The sequence below is a fragment of the Rhizobium sp. BK377 genome, assembly GCF_014193935.1.
In the GTDB taxonomy this organism is placed as follows: domain Bacteria; phylum Pseudomonadota; class Alphaproteobacteria; order Rhizobiales; family Rhizobiaceae; genus Rhizobium.
On the sequence record NZ_JACIAC010000001.1, the window covers coordinates 628,664 to 647,249 of the forward strand.

Annotated in this window: 16 protein-coding genes; 10 read left to right on the forward strand and 6 right to left on the reverse strand. The window is 60.4% G+C overall.

What is annotated here, in order from left to right:
• Positions 1 to 29 precede the first annotated feature (29 nt).
• Positions 30 to 935: a DMT family transporter gene (locus FHT92_RS03135; protein ID WP_183822454.1), complete on the forward strand. Its 906-nt coding sequence runs from the start codon at positions 30 to 32 to the stop codon at positions 933 to 935.
• A 74-nt stretch (positions 936 to 1,009) separates the two neighbouring features.
• Here FHT92_RS03135 and FHT92_RS03140 read toward each other — a convergent pair whose 3' ends face one another.
• Both FHT92_RS03140 and FHT92_RS03145 read right to left on the reverse strand, forming a co-directional pair.
• Entirely contained in the window at positions 1,010 to 1,630 is a 621-nt protein-coding gene (locus FHT92_RS03140) for a L,D-transpeptidase (RefSeq protein WP_183744536.1), read from the reverse strand.
• A 211-nt stretch (positions 1,631 to 1,841) separates the two neighbouring features.
• Positions 1,842 to 3,506: an electron transfer flavoprotein-ubiquinone oxidoreductase gene (locus FHT92_RS03145; RefSeq protein WP_183822456.1), complete on the reverse strand. Its 1,665-nt coding sequence runs from the start codon at positions 3,504 to 3,506 to the stop codon at positions 1,842 to 1,844.
• Positions 3,507 to 3,761: 255 nt separating this feature from the next.
• Here FHT92_RS03145 and FHT92_RS03150 point away from each other — a divergent pair, with 255 nt between their 5' ends.
• Positions 3,762 to 4,550, forward strand: a complete 789-nt coding sequence (locus tag FHT92_RS03150) for an SDR family oxidoreductase (protein WP_183823809.1) — start codon at positions 3,762 to 3,764, stop codon at positions 4,548 to 4,550.
• A gap of 9 nt (positions 4,551 to 4,559) precedes the next feature.
• Here FHT92_RS03150 and FHT92_RS03155 read toward each other — a convergent pair whose 3' ends face one another.
• Complete coding sequence (locus FHT92_RS03155) at positions 4,560 to 5,441, reverse strand: phosphotransferase family protein (RefSeq protein WP_183822458.1); 882 nt, start codon at positions 5,439 to 5,441, stop codon at positions 4,560 to 4,562.
• Positions 5,442 to 5,737: 296 nt separating this feature from the next.
• On the opposite strand from FHT92_RS03155, the gene FHT92_RS03160 reads away from it, so the two are divergent.
• Both FHT92_RS03160 and FHT92_RS03165 read left to right on the forward strand, forming a co-directional pair.
• Positions 5,738 to 7,054 (forward strand): efflux RND transporter periplasmic adaptor subunit, encoded by a 1,317-nt coding sequence (locus tag FHT92_RS03160; RefSeq protein WP_183822459.1) that lies wholly within the window; start codon positions 5,738 to 5,740, stop codon positions 7,052 to 7,054.
• Positions 7,051 to 10,167 (forward strand): efflux RND transporter permease subunit, encoded by a 3,117-nt coding sequence (locus FHT92_RS03165; RefSeq protein WP_183822460.1) that lies wholly within the window; start codon positions 7,051 to 7,053, stop codon positions 10,165 to 10,167. Before FHT92_RS03160 ends, FHT92_RS03165 begins: the two co-directional genes overlap by 4 nt.
• 36 nt (positions 10,168 to 10,203) lie before the next feature.
• Here FHT92_RS03165 and blaOXA read toward each other — a convergent pair whose 3' ends face one another.
• Positions 10,204 to 11,028, reverse strand: coding sequence for a class D beta-lactamase (gene blaOXA, locus FHT92_RS03170; protein WP_183822461.1), 825 nt, complete (start codon positions 11,026 to 11,028; stop codon positions 10,204 to 10,206).
• A gap of 104 nt (positions 11,029 to 11,132) precedes the next feature.
• On the opposite strand from blaOXA, the gene FHT92_RS03175 reads away from it, so the two are divergent.
• The 5 genes from FHT92_RS03175 (at position 11,133) to FHT92_RS03195 (ending at position 14,947) form a co-directional block, all read left to right on the forward strand.
• Positions 11,133 to 12,023 carry a LysR family transcriptional regulator gene (locus FHT92_RS03175; RefSeq protein WP_183822462.1) on the forward strand — a complete coding sequence of 297 codons (891 nt, stop codon included), beginning with the start codon at positions 11,133 to 11,135 and terminating at the stop codon, positions 12,021 to 12,023.
• Positions 12,024 to 12,167: 144 nt separating this feature from the next.
• The gene (locus tag FHT92_RS03180) at positions 12,168 to 13,463 is read left to right on the forward strand and encodes an Hsp70 family protein (RefSeq protein ID WP_183822463.1); all 1,296 of its coding nucleotides are present in this window, start codon (positions 12,168 to 12,170) and stop codon (positions 13,461 to 13,463) included.
• 68 nt (positions 13,464 to 13,531) lie between these two features.
• Positions 13,532 to 14,407, forward strand: a complete 876-nt coding sequence (locus FHT92_RS03185) for a uracil-DNA glycosylase family protein (protein WP_183822464.1) — start codon at positions 13,532 to 13,534, stop codon at positions 14,405 to 14,407.
• A gap of 135 nt (positions 14,408 to 14,542) precedes the next feature.
• Positions 14,543 to 14,734, forward strand: coding sequence for a hypothetical protein (locus FHT92_RS03190; RefSeq protein ID WP_113427356.1), 192 nt, complete (start codon positions 14,543 to 14,545; stop codon positions 14,732 to 14,734).
• A 66-nt stretch (positions 14,735 to 14,800) separates the two neighbouring features.
• A complete protein-coding gene (locus FHT92_RS03195; RefSeq protein ID WP_183822465.1) occupies positions 14,801 to 14,947 on the forward strand; it encodes a hypothetical protein in 147 nt (48 codons plus the stop codon).
• 23 nt (positions 14,948 to 14,970) lie between these two features.
• On the opposite strand, the gene FHT92_RS03200 is transcribed toward FHT92_RS03195, so the two are convergent.
• Complete coding sequence (locus FHT92_RS03200; protein ID WP_183822466.1) at positions 14,971 to 15,843, reverse strand: hypothetical protein; 873 nt, start codon at positions 15,841 to 15,843, stop codon at positions 14,971 to 14,973.
• 245 nt (positions 15,844 to 16,088) lie between these two features.
• Positions 16,089 to 17,027: a DMT family transporter gene (locus FHT92_RS03205; RefSeq protein WP_183822468.1), complete on the reverse strand. Its 939-nt coding sequence runs from the start codon at positions 17,025 to 17,027 to the stop codon at positions 16,089 to 16,091.
• A 437-nt stretch (positions 17,028 to 17,464) separates the two neighbouring features.
• Here FHT92_RS03205 and FHT92_RS29600 point away from each other — a divergent pair, with 437 nt between their 5' ends.
• Positions 17,465 to 18,571 (forward strand): methyl-accepting chemotaxis protein, encoded by a 1,107-nt coding sequence (locus FHT92_RS29600; protein ID WP_183822470.1) that lies wholly within the window; start codon positions 17,465 to 17,467, stop codon positions 18,569 to 18,571.
• Positions 18,572 to 18,586: the final 15 nt, after the last annotated feature.

An 18,586-nucleotide genomic window follows, 5' to 3' on the forward strand; every position in this document is an offset into this window, starting at 1 on the left:
ACATCCGGAACGGAGGAAAGGACAGAACGATGAGCACGATCGCATTTTCCAATGAGAAGTCACCTTCGCAGGGACTGGGTTATGCCGCCGGCACCGTGACGGTGCTGATCTGGTCGACATGGTTTCTGGCGACGCGCCACAGCGCTGCGACGCCGCTCGGCTCGCTCGATATCGGCCTCATCCGCTTCGGCATTCCGGCACTCGCACTTTCGCCTGTCTGGATGAAAACCGGCTTGTTGCCGAAGGGCCTGCCGCTGCATCTGCTGGCGATCATGGTCGCCGGCTGCGGCGCGATCTTCTTCCTGGTGACGACGCTTGCCATTCATTCCACACCGGCCGCCTCGTCAGGCATCCTGCTCGGCGGCTCCATGCCGCTCGCCACCGCCTTGATCGGCATTCTGCTCTTCGGCGAACGGCCGGATGCCACGCGGATTGCCGGGCTAATAGCGATCGTCGCCGGTGTGCTGATCCTGCTGGTGCGCAGCCTTGCCGATGCTTCCCTGCCCTGGACGAGCTTCGTGCTGCTGCCGGCAGGCGCCGTTCTCTGGGCAAGCTATACCCATGCCTTCCGCCGCTCGGGTCTGACGGCCATTCAGGCGAGCGCGCTGATCGCGGTCTGGTCCTTCCTGATCATGGCTGCGCTGGCACTGGTCTTCGGCATCTCGCTTCCGCAAGCCTCGCTTCCGGACGTCGGCTTGCAGGTGCTGAGCCAGGGCATTCTTTCCGGTCTCGTTGCCATGGTCGCCTATGGCACGGCGGTGCGCACCCTGGGCGGAACACAGGCTGCCGCCTTTACAGCACTGACGCCGGTGCTGGCCACTCTCGGCGGCGGCTTCCTGCTCAGCGAGCAGATGGGCCCTGCCGAAATCAGTGCCGCCGTGATCACCGGCATCGGTGTCGCACTTTCGACCGGCATCGCTGCCAAGCGCCGCTGAGCATTCGCCCAAAACAAAGCCGCCGACAGCGATCCGCTGCGGCGGCTTTTTGTATACCTGTTCGGGCCTAAGCCTCAGGCTGCCGCCTGGATGACGACGACCCTGGCGCCAACTTCGACGCGGCTGTAGAGGTCGATCACATCGTGGTTCATCATGCGGATGCAGCCGCTCGACATGGCAAGGCCGATTGATTGCGGCTGGTTGGTGCCGTGGATCCGAAAATGCGTGTCGTTACCGCCGCGATAGAGATACATGGCGCGCGCACCGAGCGGATTGTTCGGGCCGCCCGGCATGCCGGCGGCAAGCTTGCGATAACGCTCCTCGCGACGCTGCATGTTTTCCGTTGGCGTCCAGCTCGGCCATTCCGCCTTGCGGCCGACATAGGCATTGCCGGCGAAGGCAAGACCCTCGCGGCCGACACCGACGCCGTAACGCATCGCGCGGCCATCCCCGATAATGTAATAGGCCCGCCGCGCCGGCGTATCGACGATGATCGTGCCCGGCGCATAGTCGCCCTCATAGGCGACTTCGGTGCGGCGCAGCTCCGGCTTGATCTGATCGATGGGCACCTGCCTCAGCGGGAATTTCTCATCCGGAAGGGCGGCATAATTCGTCTGGCTGTTCAGAGTGGTCGAAGAGCAACCGGCGACAAAGAGGGGCAGAGCGATCAGGAAGCCCCGGCGCGAGATCGTCATGAACGTGTCCTTAGTGCGTCAAGAAGATGTCGCAAGCTAAGGAGATTATGGTTAATGAAATGATAAATGAGCGGAACGAAAAGAGATAACGAATGCGTTATCAGGTATAAGCAGCGCACTACTCCACGATTGCCTGAGAGTTACTCGACAGCGCAGGAAATTCTCATCACCTTTTCGGCGACGGATTTACGGCGCCGAAAACCACGCGACCTTACATATTCGGATAGACCGGCCCTTCGCCACCTTGCGGGGGGACCCAGTTAATGTTCTGGTTGGGGTCCTTGATGTCGCAGGTCTTGCAGTGGACGCAGTTCTGGGCGTTGATGACGAAGGTCTCTTCGCCGTCCTTTTCCACCCATTCGTAGACCCCGGCCGGACAGTAGCGGGTCGACGGGCCGGCATAGACGCCGAGCTCGGAAGATTTCTGCAGCGCCATGTCCTTCACCTGAAGATGGACCGGCTGGTCCTCTTCATGGTTGGTGTTCGACAGGAAGACGGAGGACAGGCGGTCGAAGGTCAGCACACCATCCGGCTTCGGATAGTCGATCTTCCTGTGCTGCGAGGCAGGCTCCAGCGAGGCGGCGTCGGTCTTGCCATGACCAAGGGTGCCGAAGAAGGAGAAGCCGAAGAGCTGGTTCGTCCACATGTCGAGACCGCCGAGAGCCACGCCGACGGCCGTGCCGAACTTCGACCAGAGCGGCTTGACGTTGCGCACGCGCTTCAGGTCCTTGCCGATATCGCTCTTGCGCCAGTCGTTTTCGATCTCGACGACTTCGTCATTGGCACGGCCCGATGCAATCGCTGCGGCGATACGGTCAGCCGCCATCATGCCCGAGAGCACGGCATTGTGGCTGCCCTTGATGCGCGGCACATTGACGAGACCCGCCGAACAGCCGATCAGCGCACCGCCAGGGAAGGAAAGCTTCGGCACCGACTGGTAGCCGCCTTCGGTGATGGCGCGCGCACCATAGGAGAGGCGCTTGCCGCCCTCGAACGTGCCGCGGATCGCCGGATGCGTCTTGAAGCGCTGGAATTCCTCGAAGGGGTAGAGATAAGGGTTCTTGTAGTTCAGGTGGACGACGAAGCCGACGGCGACGAGATTGTCTTCCAGGTGATAGAGGAACGAGCCGCCACCCGTCGACATGCCGAGAGGCCAGCCGAAGGAATGCTGCACGAGGCCTCGGCTGTGGTTCTCGGGCTTCACCTCCCAGAGCTCTTTGATGCCGATGCCGAATTTCTGCGGCTCGCGATCCTTCTGCAAGTCGAACTTGGCGATCAGCTGCTTGGCGAGTGAACCGCGCACACCCTCTCCAACAAGCACATATTTGCCCATGAGCGCCATGCCACGCGCATAGTTCGGGCCGGGCTCGCCATTTTTCTCGATGCCCATGTCGCCCGTCGCAACACCGATGACGGCGCCCTCATCGTTGTAGAGCACTTCGGTGGCGGCAAAGCCCGGATAGATCTCGACGCCGAGTTCCTCCGCCTTCGTCGCCAGCCAGCGACAGACAAGCCCAAGCGATACGATGTAATTGCCATGATTGCTCATCAGCGGCGGCATCATGATGTTCGGCAGACGGATGGAACCGGCCGGGCCGAGCAGCAGGAAATGATCGTCCTTGACTTCGGTCTTGAAGGGATGGTCGCTTTCGCTGCGCCAGCCGGGCAGCAGGCGGTCGATACCGATGGGGTCGACGACGGCGCCGGAGAGGATATGGGCGCCGACTTCAGCGCCCTTCTCCAGGACGACGACCGAGAGTTCGGGATTGACCTGCTTCAGGCGGATGGCGGCCGAAAGGCCGGCCGGACCGGCGCCGACGATCACCACGTCGAATTCCATGCTCTCGCGTTCCGGCAGCTCAGTCATTTCAGTCATCAATCCGTCTCCGCTCGGCCTTCTCAAGGCCGTTCATCCCCATTCTAAGCTATTCTCTTGTCAAAACCGGAAAACATTGTCGAGCCGGGAAGCGACAGCCAATCCTCCAATTCGCACAATGATATTCCCTAACACAAAAGATTATATAACGCTTACGTTAACGTCAATTATTTGAGGGCCGTGAAAGCGCCTCTTCGAGCTTTTCTTTCACGAGACTTCCGCCTTATAGAGAGGCGACAGGAAATGGAGGAAATCATGGATCTCGGCATCAAAGGCAAACGCGCACTCGTACTGGCTTCCTCGCGCGGCCTCGGGCTCGGCATTGCGAAGGCGCTGGCGCAGGAAGGGGCAAACGTTCTCCTTTGCGGCCGCAGCGGCGAGCAGCTGGAAACCAATTGCAAGGCGATCAACGCCGAAGGCAAAGGCAGGGCCGACTGGATTTGGGCCGATCTTTCCGATGACAATTTCGTCCAGACCGTCACGGCTGCCGTCCAGGAGAAGTTCGGCGGGCTCGATATCCTCGTCAACAATACGGGTGGCCCGACGCCCGGCACGACCGAGGACATGACGCCGGAAAAGCTCGAAACCTATTTCCTTTCGATGGTGGCGCGCGTCATCACGCTCACCAACGCGCTTCTTCCCGGCATGAAGGCGCAGGGCTGGGGTCGCATTTTGACGGTCGCCTCTTCAGGCGTGATCGAGCCGATCGCCAATCTGGCGCTGTCGAACACGCTGCGCCCGGCCCTTGCCGGCTGGAGCAAGACGCTGGCATCGGAAGTGGCCGGCCATGGCGTCACCACCAACCTGCTGCTGCCCGGCAGCATCCTCACCGCACGGCTCGACGATCTCGATGGTGCCGCCGCAAAGCGGACCGGCAAGAGCGTCGAAGACATCCGCACAGAGAAGGAAGCGCGCATTCCGGTCGGGCGGTACGGCAAGGTCGAGGAATTCGCCGCAACGGCCACCTTCCTCTGCAGCCAGCCGGCAAGTTACATCACCGGCTCGCTGATCCGTTGCGACGGCGGTGCGGCGCGTTCCGTCTGACTGATTGCGTTATCCGGCATGGGCCGAAACAGCGGCCCATGCCGTAACGCTATCGATCTTTGCGCCGATATAGGCAGGATCATCCGCAAGTTCGGCGAGTTCGGACAGGCGATGGAAGCCGGTCAGAATGGCGATGCGCCGACGGTCGAGCCGGCGACCTGTCAGCGTCTCATAGGCCGAGACGATACGCGCCGTCAGATCGGGTGAGATGAAGTTCGAATAGATGAATTCCTGATGCAGCGGCCCGAAGCCGGAATCGGCGAAGTCATAAAGACCGTTCAGCCTGCCCGCAGCATGATCGAAGGCCATATTCCAGCCGTGACCGTCGAAGAAGCCGTAGGTGTTGCCGTAAGGATCAGGAGGCAATGCCTGGAAATCCCAGATGAGGTTTTCAGCATAGCTTGCCAATTCAGAGGATAACAGCGGCAAGGCCTTGTCCCTGACGGTCTCGGGCGATTGCCACGGCAGGATCGGCCCGGCACCAAGCGCACGCATGCGGTCGTCATCGAGATCGTGCAGTTCGGCATAGAAGCGGGCGAGATCGTCGCCGAGACGCTGGCGGGCCGCGTTCGGCAGAGCCTCATAATCGTCGGTGATGAGATGTTCGCCTTGGATCTTGGCGTGGCTGGAGAAGATCGGCGGGCCGTCATGGATGCGCATATCGGGGACCGCGATCGACAGCGACGGCCCGATGATGCCGAGAAGGGCGGCCTCCTTCAGCAGCGCCCGTTCGGCGGCCGGATTGCGCGGAAACTTGAAGATCAGGCGGTCATCTACATCGATGGCTATCGAGTCCCAGCCCTTCGTCGCGAGCCTGAAAACGGAAGCCGTAAGCTCCGGAAAGATGTTGGTGATGAGTGAGCGAAATTCACCGGCATTCAACTCAGCCATGACTGCCTGCCTCTGCGTTTTCCAGGTTCCATCCCGCGCGAGATCTGCAGTGCAGCTCAAAAGTGGTTCGCCAATGCAGTCTGCGCTTGGCAGGTCACCAGGTGGACGACGCTGCCTACCCAAATATATATTAGTATAGCTTGAATATTACAGGATGTTCATTACGAAAATTTAAGCCGTTATAACTGGTTAGTGATCACGGTGGGGGTGATTATGTCTTTTTTGCGCCGCAATATAGGCGGCTCAATCAGCGTAGAAAATCATGCAATCTGCCCAAGACAAAACCGGTCTCGCCCATGAAGAAATTTTTCTGGATCACCGTCAGCATTATAGCCGTGGCCGCAGTTGGCTTCTGGCAGTTCGGGGACAAAATCCCCTATGCGTCCGATATCCCCTATCTGTCACAGCTCATCGACAAACCTGAGGGCGGGCAGCATAGCGGCCATCAGCAGGCGCAGGCCGATCAGGCCCAAAGCGGCGGCGGGCAGCAGGGTGGTCAACAGCAGGGTGGCGGGCGCAGGCGCGGTGCCGGTGGCCCCACTATGGTCAAGACCGTGGCAGCCGTGAAGGCCGCTCTGCCCATGGATGTGACGGCGACCGGCTGGGCCGATGCCGAGGATAATACGACGATTGCCGCGCAGGAACAGGGCCTCGTCGTCAGCATCGAAGCCGAAGACGGTGCGACGGTCAAGGAAGGCGACCTGATCGCCAAGCTGGACGACCGCACGGCAAAGGCCGCCGTCGACAAGGACAATGCGATGATCGTGCGCGATACGGCAACGCTCGCAGAATCCGAGACGGCGCTGACCCGGGCGCAGGACCTCTTCAACCAGAAGGCCGGAACCCAGCAGAGCCTCGATCAGGCCAAGGCTGCCCGCGATACTGCGGCCGCAACCGTCGAAGCCGACAAGGCTACGCTCGCCTCGGACCAGGTCATCCTCGAGCATACCGATATTCGTGCGCCTTTCGACGGCAGGCTCGGCGATATCGCTCTCAGCAAGGGTGCCTTCGTCAATGCGGGTGCGGCCATCGTGACCATTGCCAAATACGATCCGATCTATGTGAAGTTCCACCTGCAGGAACGTTACCTGCGTGAACTGAAGAAAGCGCTGGCCGTCGGTCCAGTCGAAGTCAGCACGGCACCCAATTCCACCAAGGGAAAGGTGCGCAAGGGCGAGATCAGCTTCTACGACAACACTGTCGACACCGCATCAGGCACGATCCTTGCCAAGGCGAAGTTCGAAAATGCCTCCGGCGCTCTGTGGCCCGGCCAGTCGGTCAATATCGTCGTGCATTTCAACAATGACGAGCAGCAGGTGGTCGTGCCGACGGTTGCCGTCAGCCCCGGCCCCGACGGTTTCTTTGCCTTCGTGGCCAAGGACGGCAAATCGCATCTGACGCCTGTGACCGTCGCCCGCGCCAATGGGGGCTTCACGGCCATCGCGTCAGGCCTTTCGGAGGGCGACCACGTGGTCGTCGAAGGCCAGGGCCAGCTCAACGACCAGCAGGCGGTCAGCGAGCAATTCGACGACAAGACGCTTGATGTCGCTTCCGCTGACGTGCCTCAGCAACAGCAGCAGGCCGAGACGATCGCGGTGGGGGCTCAGCAATGATCCCGAATTTCTGTATTCAGCGCCCGGTCGCAACAACGCTGCTTGCGATCGGCGTCATTCTGGCAGGTCTTGCGGGCTATCGGCTCGTGCCGGTCGCGGCTCTGCCGCAGGTCGACTTTCCGACTATCAACGTCTCGGCGCAGCTGAGCGGCGCCTCGCCGCAGACGATGGCGACTTCGGTCGCGACACCCTTGATCAAGCAGTTCGAAACGATCCCCGGCATCAGCGAGATCAGCGCGTCGAGTTCGCTCGGCAGCACCAGTATCGTGCTGCAATTCGACCTGAACCGCGATATCGATGCGGCCGCCGCTGACGTGCAGGCGGCCATTTCGCATGCGACGCGGCAGCTGCCCGACAACATGACGACGCCGCCGAGCTACCGCAAGACGAACCCGGCGGATGCGCCGATCATGCTGCTTTCGGTGCAAAGCAATACCATGCCGCGCAGCAAGCTCGACGAGATCGCCGAAGACATCATCTCGCCATCGCTGTCGACGCTTCCCGGCGTCGCCCAGGTCAGCGTCTTCGGCGCGCAGACCTATGCCGTGCGCGTCGAAGTCGACCCCAACAAGCTGCTCACCCGCGGCATCGGCATCGACACCGTCAATAAGGCGCTTGCCGCTGCCAACAGCCAACAGCCCGTGGGCACGCTGCAGAACAATTCGCAGGCCATGACCATCACGGCCAATACGCAGCGTACCAATGCCGAGCAGTTCCGCTCGCTCGTCATCGCCAATCCGAACGGCGCACCGATCCATCTCGGCGATATCGCCGATGTTCAGGACAGCGTCGAGAACCAGTATACGGGCAGCTGGTATGACGGCCAGCGCGGTATCATCCTGGCCATCCAGCGCCAGCCGGACGCCAATACCGTCGACGTCGTCGATGCGATCAACGCCAAGCTGCCGCAGCTTCACGCCGAGATCCCGCCCTCGGTCAACACGGTCATCATGAACGATGCCGCAAAGCCGATCCGCGATGCCATCGCCGACGTGAAGTTCACGCTGCTTCTGACGATCGGCCTCGTCGTTCTTGTCATCTATCTCTTCACCGGTCATGCAACGGCTACGATTATTCCGGGCCTTGCCGTTCCGCTGTCGCTGATCTCGACCTTCGGCATGATGTACGTGCTCGGCTACAGCATCGACAACATATCGCTGCTGGGTTTGACGCTCGCGGTGGGTCTCGTCGTCGACGACGCGATCGTCATGCTGGAAAACATCTTGCGCCATGTCGAGGAAGGCATGCCGGTGCGGGAGGCGGCGATCAAGGGTGCCGGCGAAGTCAGCTACACCATCATTTCCATGTCGGTGTCGCTGATCGCGGTCTTCATCCCGATCCTGCTGATGGGCGGTGTCGTCGGCCGCGTGTTCAACGAATTCGGCATGGTAGTGGCGATTGCCATTATCGCTTCGGCGATCGTGTCGCTGACGGTGACGCCGATGCTCGGCTCGCGCCTTTCCAACAACCACAGTCGCCCGCCGCTGCTCATCCGCATCTTCGATGCCGGTTTCGAGCGGACGCTGCGCGGCTATGACAATGCAGTCGGCTGGTGCCTTCGCCATCGTCCTTTCATCCTCGGGATCTTCCTCGCTTCCGTCGCGCTGACCGTCTATTTCTTCATGACGCTGCCGACGAGCTTCTTCCCGCAGGAAGATATCGGACGGCTGACGATCAGCACGCAGGCGCGACAGGATATTTCCTATTCGGCGATGGAGGCCCTGCAGCAGCAGGCGGCCGCCGTCGTCAAGGCGAACCCGGCCGTCAACCACGTGATGTCGACCATCGGCGGCAACCCCAACAAACCCCAGAATAACGGCTCAATGTTCGTCGAACTGAAGGACAAGGATCAGCGTGAACCGCTTGACCGGACACTGCGCGAGCTGCGCACTGATATCAACAAGATCCCCGGCCTGCAGGCCTTCGTGACACCGAACCAGAGCCTGCGCTTCGGCGGCCGCCAGACCGCCAGCCAATATCAGCTGGTCATCCAGGCGCTGAACGCCGACCAGACCAACCTATGGGCCGGCAAGATCCAGCAGGCGATGCGCGCCGACCGCCTGTTCACGGACGTGACCTCGGATGCGCAGAACAATGCGCTGCAGGCGAGCATCGTCATCGATACCGAGCGGGCAGCAGCCTACGGGATCGACAACGACACGCTGCGCACGACGCTGCAGGAATCCTTCAGCGGCTTTGCGGCCGCGGAGATCCAGTCGACGGGCGACAGCTACGACGTCATCGTCGAATATGACACGAGCAAGCCCTGGGATGATCAGAAGCTCTCGGAAATCCGGGTCGCTTCTTCCAATGGCAGCCTGGTGCCGCTGTCGAACTTTGCGCATGTCGAGCGCACGGTCGGACCTGTCACCATCAACCAGACGGGCCAGCTCGTCTCAACCACCGTTTCCTTCAACCTGCCGGAAGGCGTATCGCTCAGCGACGCGACGGCGAGGATCGACCAGATCAAGAAGGACCTCGACATGCCGGCCGACGTCTTTACCTCCTACGGCGGCACGGCCGAGATTTTCCAGCAGTCGCAGGGCAATACGCCCTATCTGATCCTGGCGGCGGTGCTGACCATCTATGTCGTGCTCGGCGTGCTCTATGAAAGCTTCATCCACCCGCTGACGATCCTCTCCGGCCTGCCGGCAGCGGCCTTCGGTGCGCTGCTTGCGTTGAAGATCATGGGCTTTGATCTCTCGATCATCGCCCTTATCGGCCTCCTGATGTTGATCGGCATCGTCAAGAAGAACGCGATCATGATGATCGACGTGGCTGTCGAAACCATGCGAACGACGGGCGAGAAGGCGACGGCAGCGATCCACGAAGCCTGTGTGCGACGCTTCCGCCCGATCATGATGACGACTTTCTGCGCTCTGCTCGGCGCCCTGCCGATCGCACTCGGCACGGGTGCGAGCTCGGAACTGCGCCAGCCGCTCGGCATCGCCGTCGTCGGCGGCCTGATCGTGTCACAGCTTCTGACGCTGTTCATCACGCCCGTCATCTTCGTCGAAATGGACCGCTTCGGGAATTTCCTCCACCGCGTGCTCAGCCGCGAGAAGAAGGAAGAGCATGTGGCAGCGGAAGCACAACCGATGGCCGCAGAATAGAAAGACGGAAAGGGCGCCTTCCGGGGCCCTTTCACATCAGCGACCTTCGACCAGCCTTGGGAAATCGGCGACCAGTGTGTCCCGCGTCTCGAAGCTGATCGGATTGTCGCTGTAGCGGTGATTGGCGATATAAAGCCTCGCGAAAATCAGCCGCCTGTCGCCCTTCGTCGCCCAGCCGACGAACCAGCCGAGCGGCCGTTCATAATTGATCTTGCCGGCCGCGTTGCGTAGCCAGCCGGCGCCCGTCTTGCCCTGGATATCCCAGCCGCCAGCCGCCTCAAAATGCGGGACGATCGCCTCCGTCATCTGCCGCGCACGCTGCGAAATCGGCAGGCGGCCGGTGCGGAAACGGCGGAGGAACTGCACCTGATCCTCGGCGGAGATCCTGAGCGACGACATCAGCCAGGATTCGGTCAGCCCATCCGTATTATCAGGACCGCCCGAGACATCCTGATTGCCGTAACCGAAGCGCCTGACGTAATCGGCAAAGGCACGTTTGCCGAGCTTGCGGGTCAGCGCCTGTGAGAACCAGACGATGGAATCCCGCTCCCAGATTGTCGGGTCGGTGTCCTTCTGCTCGCGCCGCGGTCGCTTGAGCTTCGGATCATATGTCCAGTGCGGATTGTGCTCATCGACCAGAATGCCGGAATCATAGCCCATCATGGCCAAAGGCAATTTGAAGGTCGATTGCGGATAGAAGCCCTGATCGCAATTGCCCTGACGGTAAATCGTCTCGCCGGTCTTTTCATCGATGATGACGGTGCAGCGGATCGGATCAGCGGCATCGGCCGGCGATGCACTCATGGAAATTGCTGTAATACTTATGAAAAATACCAGAGGAAGAAGTCTTTCGAAAGCCACTTTCGTTCTCCATAGGGTTCGACCTCGGCTTTCTAGGCCAGCCTGGAAGGCTCGATCAAACGATGATATTTGCGGTCAGGCATAAATCAGATTAGGCCATTGCCATGGTTCGACCATATTTGCCGCTGAACTCGCTGCGCGCCTTCGAGGCGGCGGCGCGGCATCTTTCCTTCACCCGGGCGGCAATTGAGCTCTGTGTCACGCAAGCGGCCGTCAGCCATCAGGTGAAGCTCCTGGAACAGCGTCTCGGGGTGAGCCTGTTCCGCCGCCTGCCGCGCGGACTGATGATCACGGAGGAAGGGCTCGCGCTGCTGCCTGCCCTGCAGGATTCCTTCGACCGCATGGCCGACATGCTGGAGCGGTTCGAGGGCGGGCATGTGCGCGAGGTGCTGAAGCTCGGCGCCGTCGGCACGCTCGCCGTCGGCTGGCTCCTGCCGCGCCTTGCCGATTTCCGCGAGCAATATCCCTTCATCGATCTCAGGCTTTCGACCAACAACAATCGCGTCGATATTGCCGCCGAAGGGCTCGACTATACGATCAAGTTCGGCAATGGCGCCTGGCACGATATCGACGCGGAGGCTCTGTTCGAGGCGCCGCTTTCGGTGCTCTGCGTTCCCTCGATCGCTCGCCAGCTTTCGTCCCCTGACGATGTCGCCCATCAGACATTGCTGCGCTCCTACCGCGCCGACGAATGGCCTGGCTGGTTCGAGACGGCCGGCGTCAAACCGCCGCCGATCCGGGGCATGGTCTTCGATTCCTCTGTGCTGATGATCGAGGCGGCACTGCAGGGCGCGGGCGTGGCGCTGGCGCCGCCATTAATGTTTTCCCGCCAGCTTGCGGCGGGGGAGCTGGAGCAGCCCTTCCCGATCTGGATTTCCAAGGGCAGCTACTGGCTGATGCGGCTCAAATCCCGCTCCGTCACGCCCGCCATGGAGATGTTCCGCAAGTGGATCGGCAGGATGGCCGAGGAGACGCGGATGCAGCTCGGAAACTGACGAGAACGGGTTGCTTTCCGACCTCTCCTGTGCGATCACGCGCCTCTCAAAACATCTTCGAGGGCGCAGCAAAGCGCCCTTTCGCATTTCGGGGTATCTGCCCCGGCTCACAAATTTTCGACATATTTGATAGGGAGCACGGCCATGGCACGGGCGCTCGGGCTTGACTTCGGCACGACCAATACTGTTCTGGCGCTGGCAGATGGCGGCGCAGACACGCATTCCATATCGCTTTCCAGCAGCGCCGGCACGGCCGACAGCATGCGCACCGCGCTCTCCTTCATGAAGGACGCGCAGCTTGGCGCTTCGGCGCTGAAGGTCGAGGCCGGGCATGCGGCGATCCAGCAGTTCATCGACAATCCCGGCGACTGCCGTTTCCTGCAGTCGATCAAGACCTTTGCTGCAAGCGCGCTCTTCCAGGGCACGATCATCTTCGGCAAGCGGCAGAGCTTCGAAGACCTGATGGAAATCTTCATCCGGCGCCTGCGCCATTACGCAGGCGAGAACTGGCCCGATGATACCAGCCGCATCATCGCCGGCCGCCCGGTGCATTTTGCCGGCGCCAGTCCGGATCCGGTGCTGGCGGTGCAGCGCTACAACGAGGCGCTGACGCGCTTCGGCTTTCCGGAAATTCACTATGTCTACGAGCCTGTTGCGGCTGCTTTCTACTTCGCGCAGAATCTGAAGTCCGATGCGACCGTTCTCGTCGCCGACTTTGGCGGCGGTACGACCGACTATTCCCTGATTCGCTTCGAGACCAAGGCAGGTAAACTGACGGCAACGCCGATCGGCCATTCCGGTGTCGGCGTCGCCGGCGATCATTTCGACGCGCGCATGATCGACAATATCGTCGCGCCGCTGATCGGCAAGGGCAGCCATTTCAAGAGCTTTGACAAAATCCTTGAGGTTCCCTCGAACTACTATGCGAGCTTCAGCCGCTGGAACCAGCTGTCAATCTTCAAGACCTCCAGGGAATTCGAGGATCTGAAGAAGCTGGTGCGCACGGCGCTGGAACCGGAGAAGCTGGAAACCTTTGTCGATCTCATCGATCATGACGAAGGCTATCCGCTCTATCAGGCGGTCTCGGCAACGAAGATGGCGCTCTCCTCCGCGGAGGAAGCCCCCTTCCATTTTGCCCCGCTCGGGCGCGGTGGCCACCGCATGATCAAGCGCAGCGATTTCGAAAGCTGGATCGTCGATGACCTCGCCCGCATCGAGGGGGCGCTGGACGAGGTGCTGGAAAAGACCAGCACGGATGCATCCGGCATCGACAAGGTATTCCTGACCGGCGGGACGTCGTTCGTGCCGGCCGTGCGGCGCATCTTCACCGAGCGCTTCGACAGGGACAAGATCGAGACCGGCGGCGAATTGTTGTCGATCGCCCATGGTCTGGCGCTGATCGGCGAACGCAGCGATATCGACCAATGGACTGTGCAATAACGGGCGAAAGGGCGTGGGCTGCTCTGCCCGCCCTTTCATTGCCGTTTTCGCTCCGCTAAAGTCGCACCATGATCTCCGCCAACGACCTGAGTCCGGCCGAACTTGCAGCGCTTCTGCATTTCCATGCGGAAGCGGGTGTGGATTGGCTGCTGGAGGAAGAGCCCGTCGACCGTTTCGCCGAATTCGAGGCCATGAAGGCGGCACGCCGTTCGGCAGCTCCGGCCACACAGCCGCAGCTGGAACGGCAAATACCCGCCCGCCCTGCACCAGAGCAGCGCGCGGCCGCACCAGCTCCTGCCTCGCGGCCGCAACCGGCAATCCCTGACGGCGAAGCGGTGCAGCAGGCGCGGTTCGCGGCCGCGAGCGCCCGCTCGCTTGCAGAACTCAAGACGGCGCTCGAAGCCTTCAATGGCTGTAATCTGAAAAACAGCGCCCGCTCGACCATCTTCGCGAGCGGCAATCCGGCAAGCGGTATCATGGTGATCGGTCCGGCGCCGGGTGCGGACGACGAGCGCGAAGGCACGGCCTTCGCAGGCCGGCAGGGCCAGTTGCTGGACCGGATGCTGGCCTCGATCGGCCTTGAGCGGTCAGCCATTCTCCTGACGCAGATCATTCCCTGGCGTCCGCCGGGCAACCGCATGCCATCGGCGGCCGAAACTGAAATCTGCCGTCCCTTCATCGAGCGGCAGATCGCGCTTGCCGAACCGCGCGCCATTTTGCTGCTCGGCAATTACACGGCGCGCTTCTTCTTCGGCGAAAATGACACGATTCATGGGCTTCGCGGCCGGTGGAAGGAGATCGCTGTCGCAGATCGGATCATTCCGGCCATCGCCAGCCTGCATCCGCAGGACCTGTTAACCGCGCCGGTCAATAAGCGGCTGGCCTGGAGCGATCTGCTGGCCTTTCAGGCTAGGCTTAAAGAGCTGTCTCTGCTTACAAATTAGCCAGGTTTTAAAATATTTATGAATTTGTCCATGCAATATACGCATGGCTGCATCCTGCAAGGGTGCATTGAAGAATCAATGCTGCACTGCAATATAGAAGGCGTGTCTTGGGAGGAACGAACAGGAACCAAGGCCATGAGCAAGCGTTTTCGTCCTATACATTGCGGGTTTGAAACCCTGCGCCAAGCAAGCGATCAGGTTCGCACCACTCAGGGCTACAGCCGTTTCGGCTTTGCCACAAACGAACAGATGATCGCCCGCGGCACCGGCATCAGCAGCCGTACCTCGCGTCCGGCCGCGATTTTCGCCGATTTCCAGGAATATTGAAGATTCCGGAATGATGATCCGGCAGGCGGTTCGCCTGCCTTTTCGCATTTCAAGAAGTAACGACCGATGTCAACAATTCTGATTTCACTGCTGCGCAATCTCCACTCTTTCGAGCATATCCGTGCTGCCGTCTGTGCTGCTCACGAATATCGTCGCGAGCTTTGCGACATGCCGCCAGAGGCCACGACCCCGGCTTCCGCGATCGCGCTCTGAGAGTACAGTTTACTGGAATTACTTCAGCAGTTTTCGGCGTCGAATCTCGCCTTTGCCCATTCGAAGGCTTCGTCCACATAGGCGAACTTGATCGCCTGCCAGCCGACATATTCCCTCAGGAAATCGCGCGACAGCCACAGTTGCGACTTCCTCGGCTCGTCGTACCAGCCGAGACAGCCGCGCTGGGCACCCTTGGCGAGGAGCCGCTGGAGATGCGTGCGCGACATCATGAAATCACCGGCGAGCGGGCGGGTCTCCACCCTGCCGATCGAGAGCCGTGCCGGATCGCTTCCCTCGAGGTCGAGCCGGGACATGAAATGATCGATGACCATACCGCCCGCTTCCGTCCAGAGGAATAGCGCCACCTGTTCAGGCGGTTCGCGCCATCTGCTATCTTCGAGGCAGTTATAGGCGACACGCGGTTGGATCCGGCGGAAAAGCACAGGATTTTCATGTAGAAACGCCGCCCGGTTTCCGCCATCGATGAGGTCAAGCGCCCCGAGGTTGGAGTGCAACCAGCCGAACATTGCCTGATGGCTGACTTCGGCCGGCTCGAAATGGCGCGGGCGGCGGCGTTCGTCACCGGGCGTATGGGTAATGAAGCGGTAGGTAAAGAGCTCTTCGATGAAGGCCAGCACCGTGTTGCGGCTGGCAATCTTGTGTGCCGTGATCTTGCCGGTCAGCCGAACGGCAGTAAAACCTGAAGTCGGGTCCTGCGGATTATATTCCAGATGCAGCGCATAAGCCGTCTGCGTCAGCAGCCAGCGTTGATGCGAGGCCAGCAGGCGCGCCAGCCGCGGCCCCGCATCGAACAAGCCGCGCATTTGCCCGGCCAGAAAACGAATGCTCACTACAAAGGAAGGGTTCTGCGCCAGTTGCTCTGCCGTGAACGCCATATGCTTTTCCTCACCCTCGCTCGCAAGCCAGCGTTCGGAGCAGCGATACCGAAACTCCCCCGGCATCTATGGCCTATCGATTATGCATAGCTTTGAATAAATGAAAGTAATTCACTTTCATATCCATATTTTCGGGCGAAGCGATATCCTAAGATTTTGCCAGTTCTGCTCTTTTCTGAGGATAAGCGGCATAACTTTTCAATCACTACGATATTCAATTCGACCTATAATATGGGTTCAGCCGCTCAGGATTGCTGTGCGCCGGCTTTTCGCGCTTCCCGACGCTCGAGGCCAAGCTGATGCTCGCGATAGATGATGAAGATGCCGGCGGCGATGACGATGACGGTGCCGAACAGCATGGTGCTGCTCGGAATGTCGCCGAAAACGAAATAAGCGACGATACCGCCAAGCAGGATCGAACTGTATTCGAACGGAGCGATGGTGGACACGTCCGCATGCCGGTAGCTCTCGGTCAAAAGGATCTGCGCCACACCGCCGCAAAAACCGGCTGCTATGAGGAAAAGTGCCGAGGGCCAGTCGAGGAGAAGCCAGCCGAAGGGGATCGTCGCCAACGAGAAGACCGAAGCGGTAATCGAAAAGTAAAGCACGATCGTCGCCGTCTTCTCGTCCTCGACAAGGCGGCGAACCTGTATCATCGCCATGCCGCCAAGCACGGCCGACAAGAGTACGCAGAGTGCCCCGACTGCCTGTTCGGTCGCCATCCCGCCTTCGCGGAACAGCGTGAGCTTCGGCCAGGAGATGATGGCGACACCGATGATGCCGAAGCAAACGGCGCTCCAGCGGTAGACGCGCACCGTCTCTCCCAGGAAGACGGCCGCGAAAATGACGGCGATGAGCGGCGTGGCGTAACCGAGCGCAATCGCTTCGGGGAGCGGCAGATGCAAAAGCCCGTAGAAGCCGAGTCCCATCGAGATGATGCCGAGCGTGCCCCGCTTCAGATGGCCGATCGGATTGGCGGTGTAGAAGGCAGAGCGCAGCTGATTCCGGTAGCCGAGATAGGCCATGATCGGAAACAGCGCGAAGAAGGAGCGGCAGAAGGTCACCTGCCCCGGCGGGATGTCCGACCCTGCCAGCTTGATGAATGTCTGCATGGCCAGGAAGACCACGACCGACGAGACTTTCAGCGCAATGCCTCTCATCGGGTTTCTGAGAACCGATTCCATGATTCAGGCTCTTATGCGGGCATGCCGAGCGGGGAGACGCGTTCGACTCGAACGCAGCGGACGAGTTTCTCATCGTAACCGAAGAAATGTGCCGATGGGGAAAAATCTGCGCGCACTCGAGCTCCGTGGGTCCATTCGGACGCACACATGACGCTCCAACTCCTGGAATCTACGTATCAGGCTTTCCGAAAATTTTCGAACCGACGCTGTAGCCAGCAAGTATTAGCCGCTTTTCATCTGCCGCTTTTCTGTGCAAGTCCGTTTTCTAATCAAAAAACTTCGCGTTTTACGTTCATTCCCCCGAAAATGTTCAGATTCGGACCCTTTGCGTTAACCGGTTGCAAACCATGCCACCGCATCGTTCTCAGCTAATTATCATACAAAAGAATCGCATTCGTTCCGCAGCCAGTCACGTCACATTTTTTAGGATCCTTTTGATGAAGCCGCTCAGCGCAGAGATCATATCCCAGTCACAAAACGCAACGCCCCGCTCGATGCGTGTCGTGACCGATGGCATCAGCACCGATCTGGAGCGTTTCAGCACCGACAACACCAGTATCGTCAAACAGATCAAGCTGCTTGCCATCAACGCGCTGATCGAAGCGGCGCGCGCAGGTGAAACCGGCAAGGGCTTTGCCGTCGTCGCCAATGAAGTGCAGCGTCTGGCGCAGATCGCGACCGAAATCACCAGCAAATTCGAAAGCAACGTACTCGGGCGCATCGGGCTCAGCCGTGCGATGGCGGATTCGCTGGTGACCGAAATGGAAGGTGTGCGGCTGACCGATCTCGCGCAGACACTGGTTCAGCTTATCGTGCGCAACCTGTTCGAACGCACCGCCGACGTGCGCTGGTGGGCGACGGATCCGGCGCTCTGGCAGGCGTTGCAGGAGCCGGACAAGGAACGTGTCGCCTTCGCAGCCGAGCGTCTCGGCGTCATCAACCGCTTCTATACCGTCTATCTCGACCTCGTCATGACCGATCTCTCCGGCCGGGTGATCGCATCGGCCAACCCGACTTTCCAGCGCAAGATATCAGGTTCATCGCTTGCGGGAGATCCCTGGTTCAGGGCCGCCGCAGGCTGCGCTTCCGGCGACGACTATATCGTCGACGAGGTAAAACCGAGCCTTCTGCACGACCAGCGGCATGCGCTTGTCTACGCGACCGGCATCCGGGAAGGCGGCAAGCTCGACGGCAAGCTGCTCGGCACGCTCGGCGTCTATTTCGACTGGCAGAACCAGGGCCAGTCGATCGTCGAGAAGGAAGCGAACCTGCCGCCGCAGCTTGCGGAGAAGACCACTGTCATGCTGCTCGACGGCGCAAGCCGGGTGATTGCCAGCACCAATCCAGCCATGCTGTTTGCCCATTTCGCGCTCGCCAATCAGACTAGCCAGTCGAAAGGCAGCTATTACGACAATAACGGCTCGATCGTCGCCTTCGCCCGCACGCTCGGCTACGAGGATTATGACGGGCTCGGCTGGTATGGTGTCGTGGTGCAGCAGACGGAAAGCGATGTTGCGATCAAGAACGCCTTCAATCTCAAATAGCAATCTTCTTCTGCT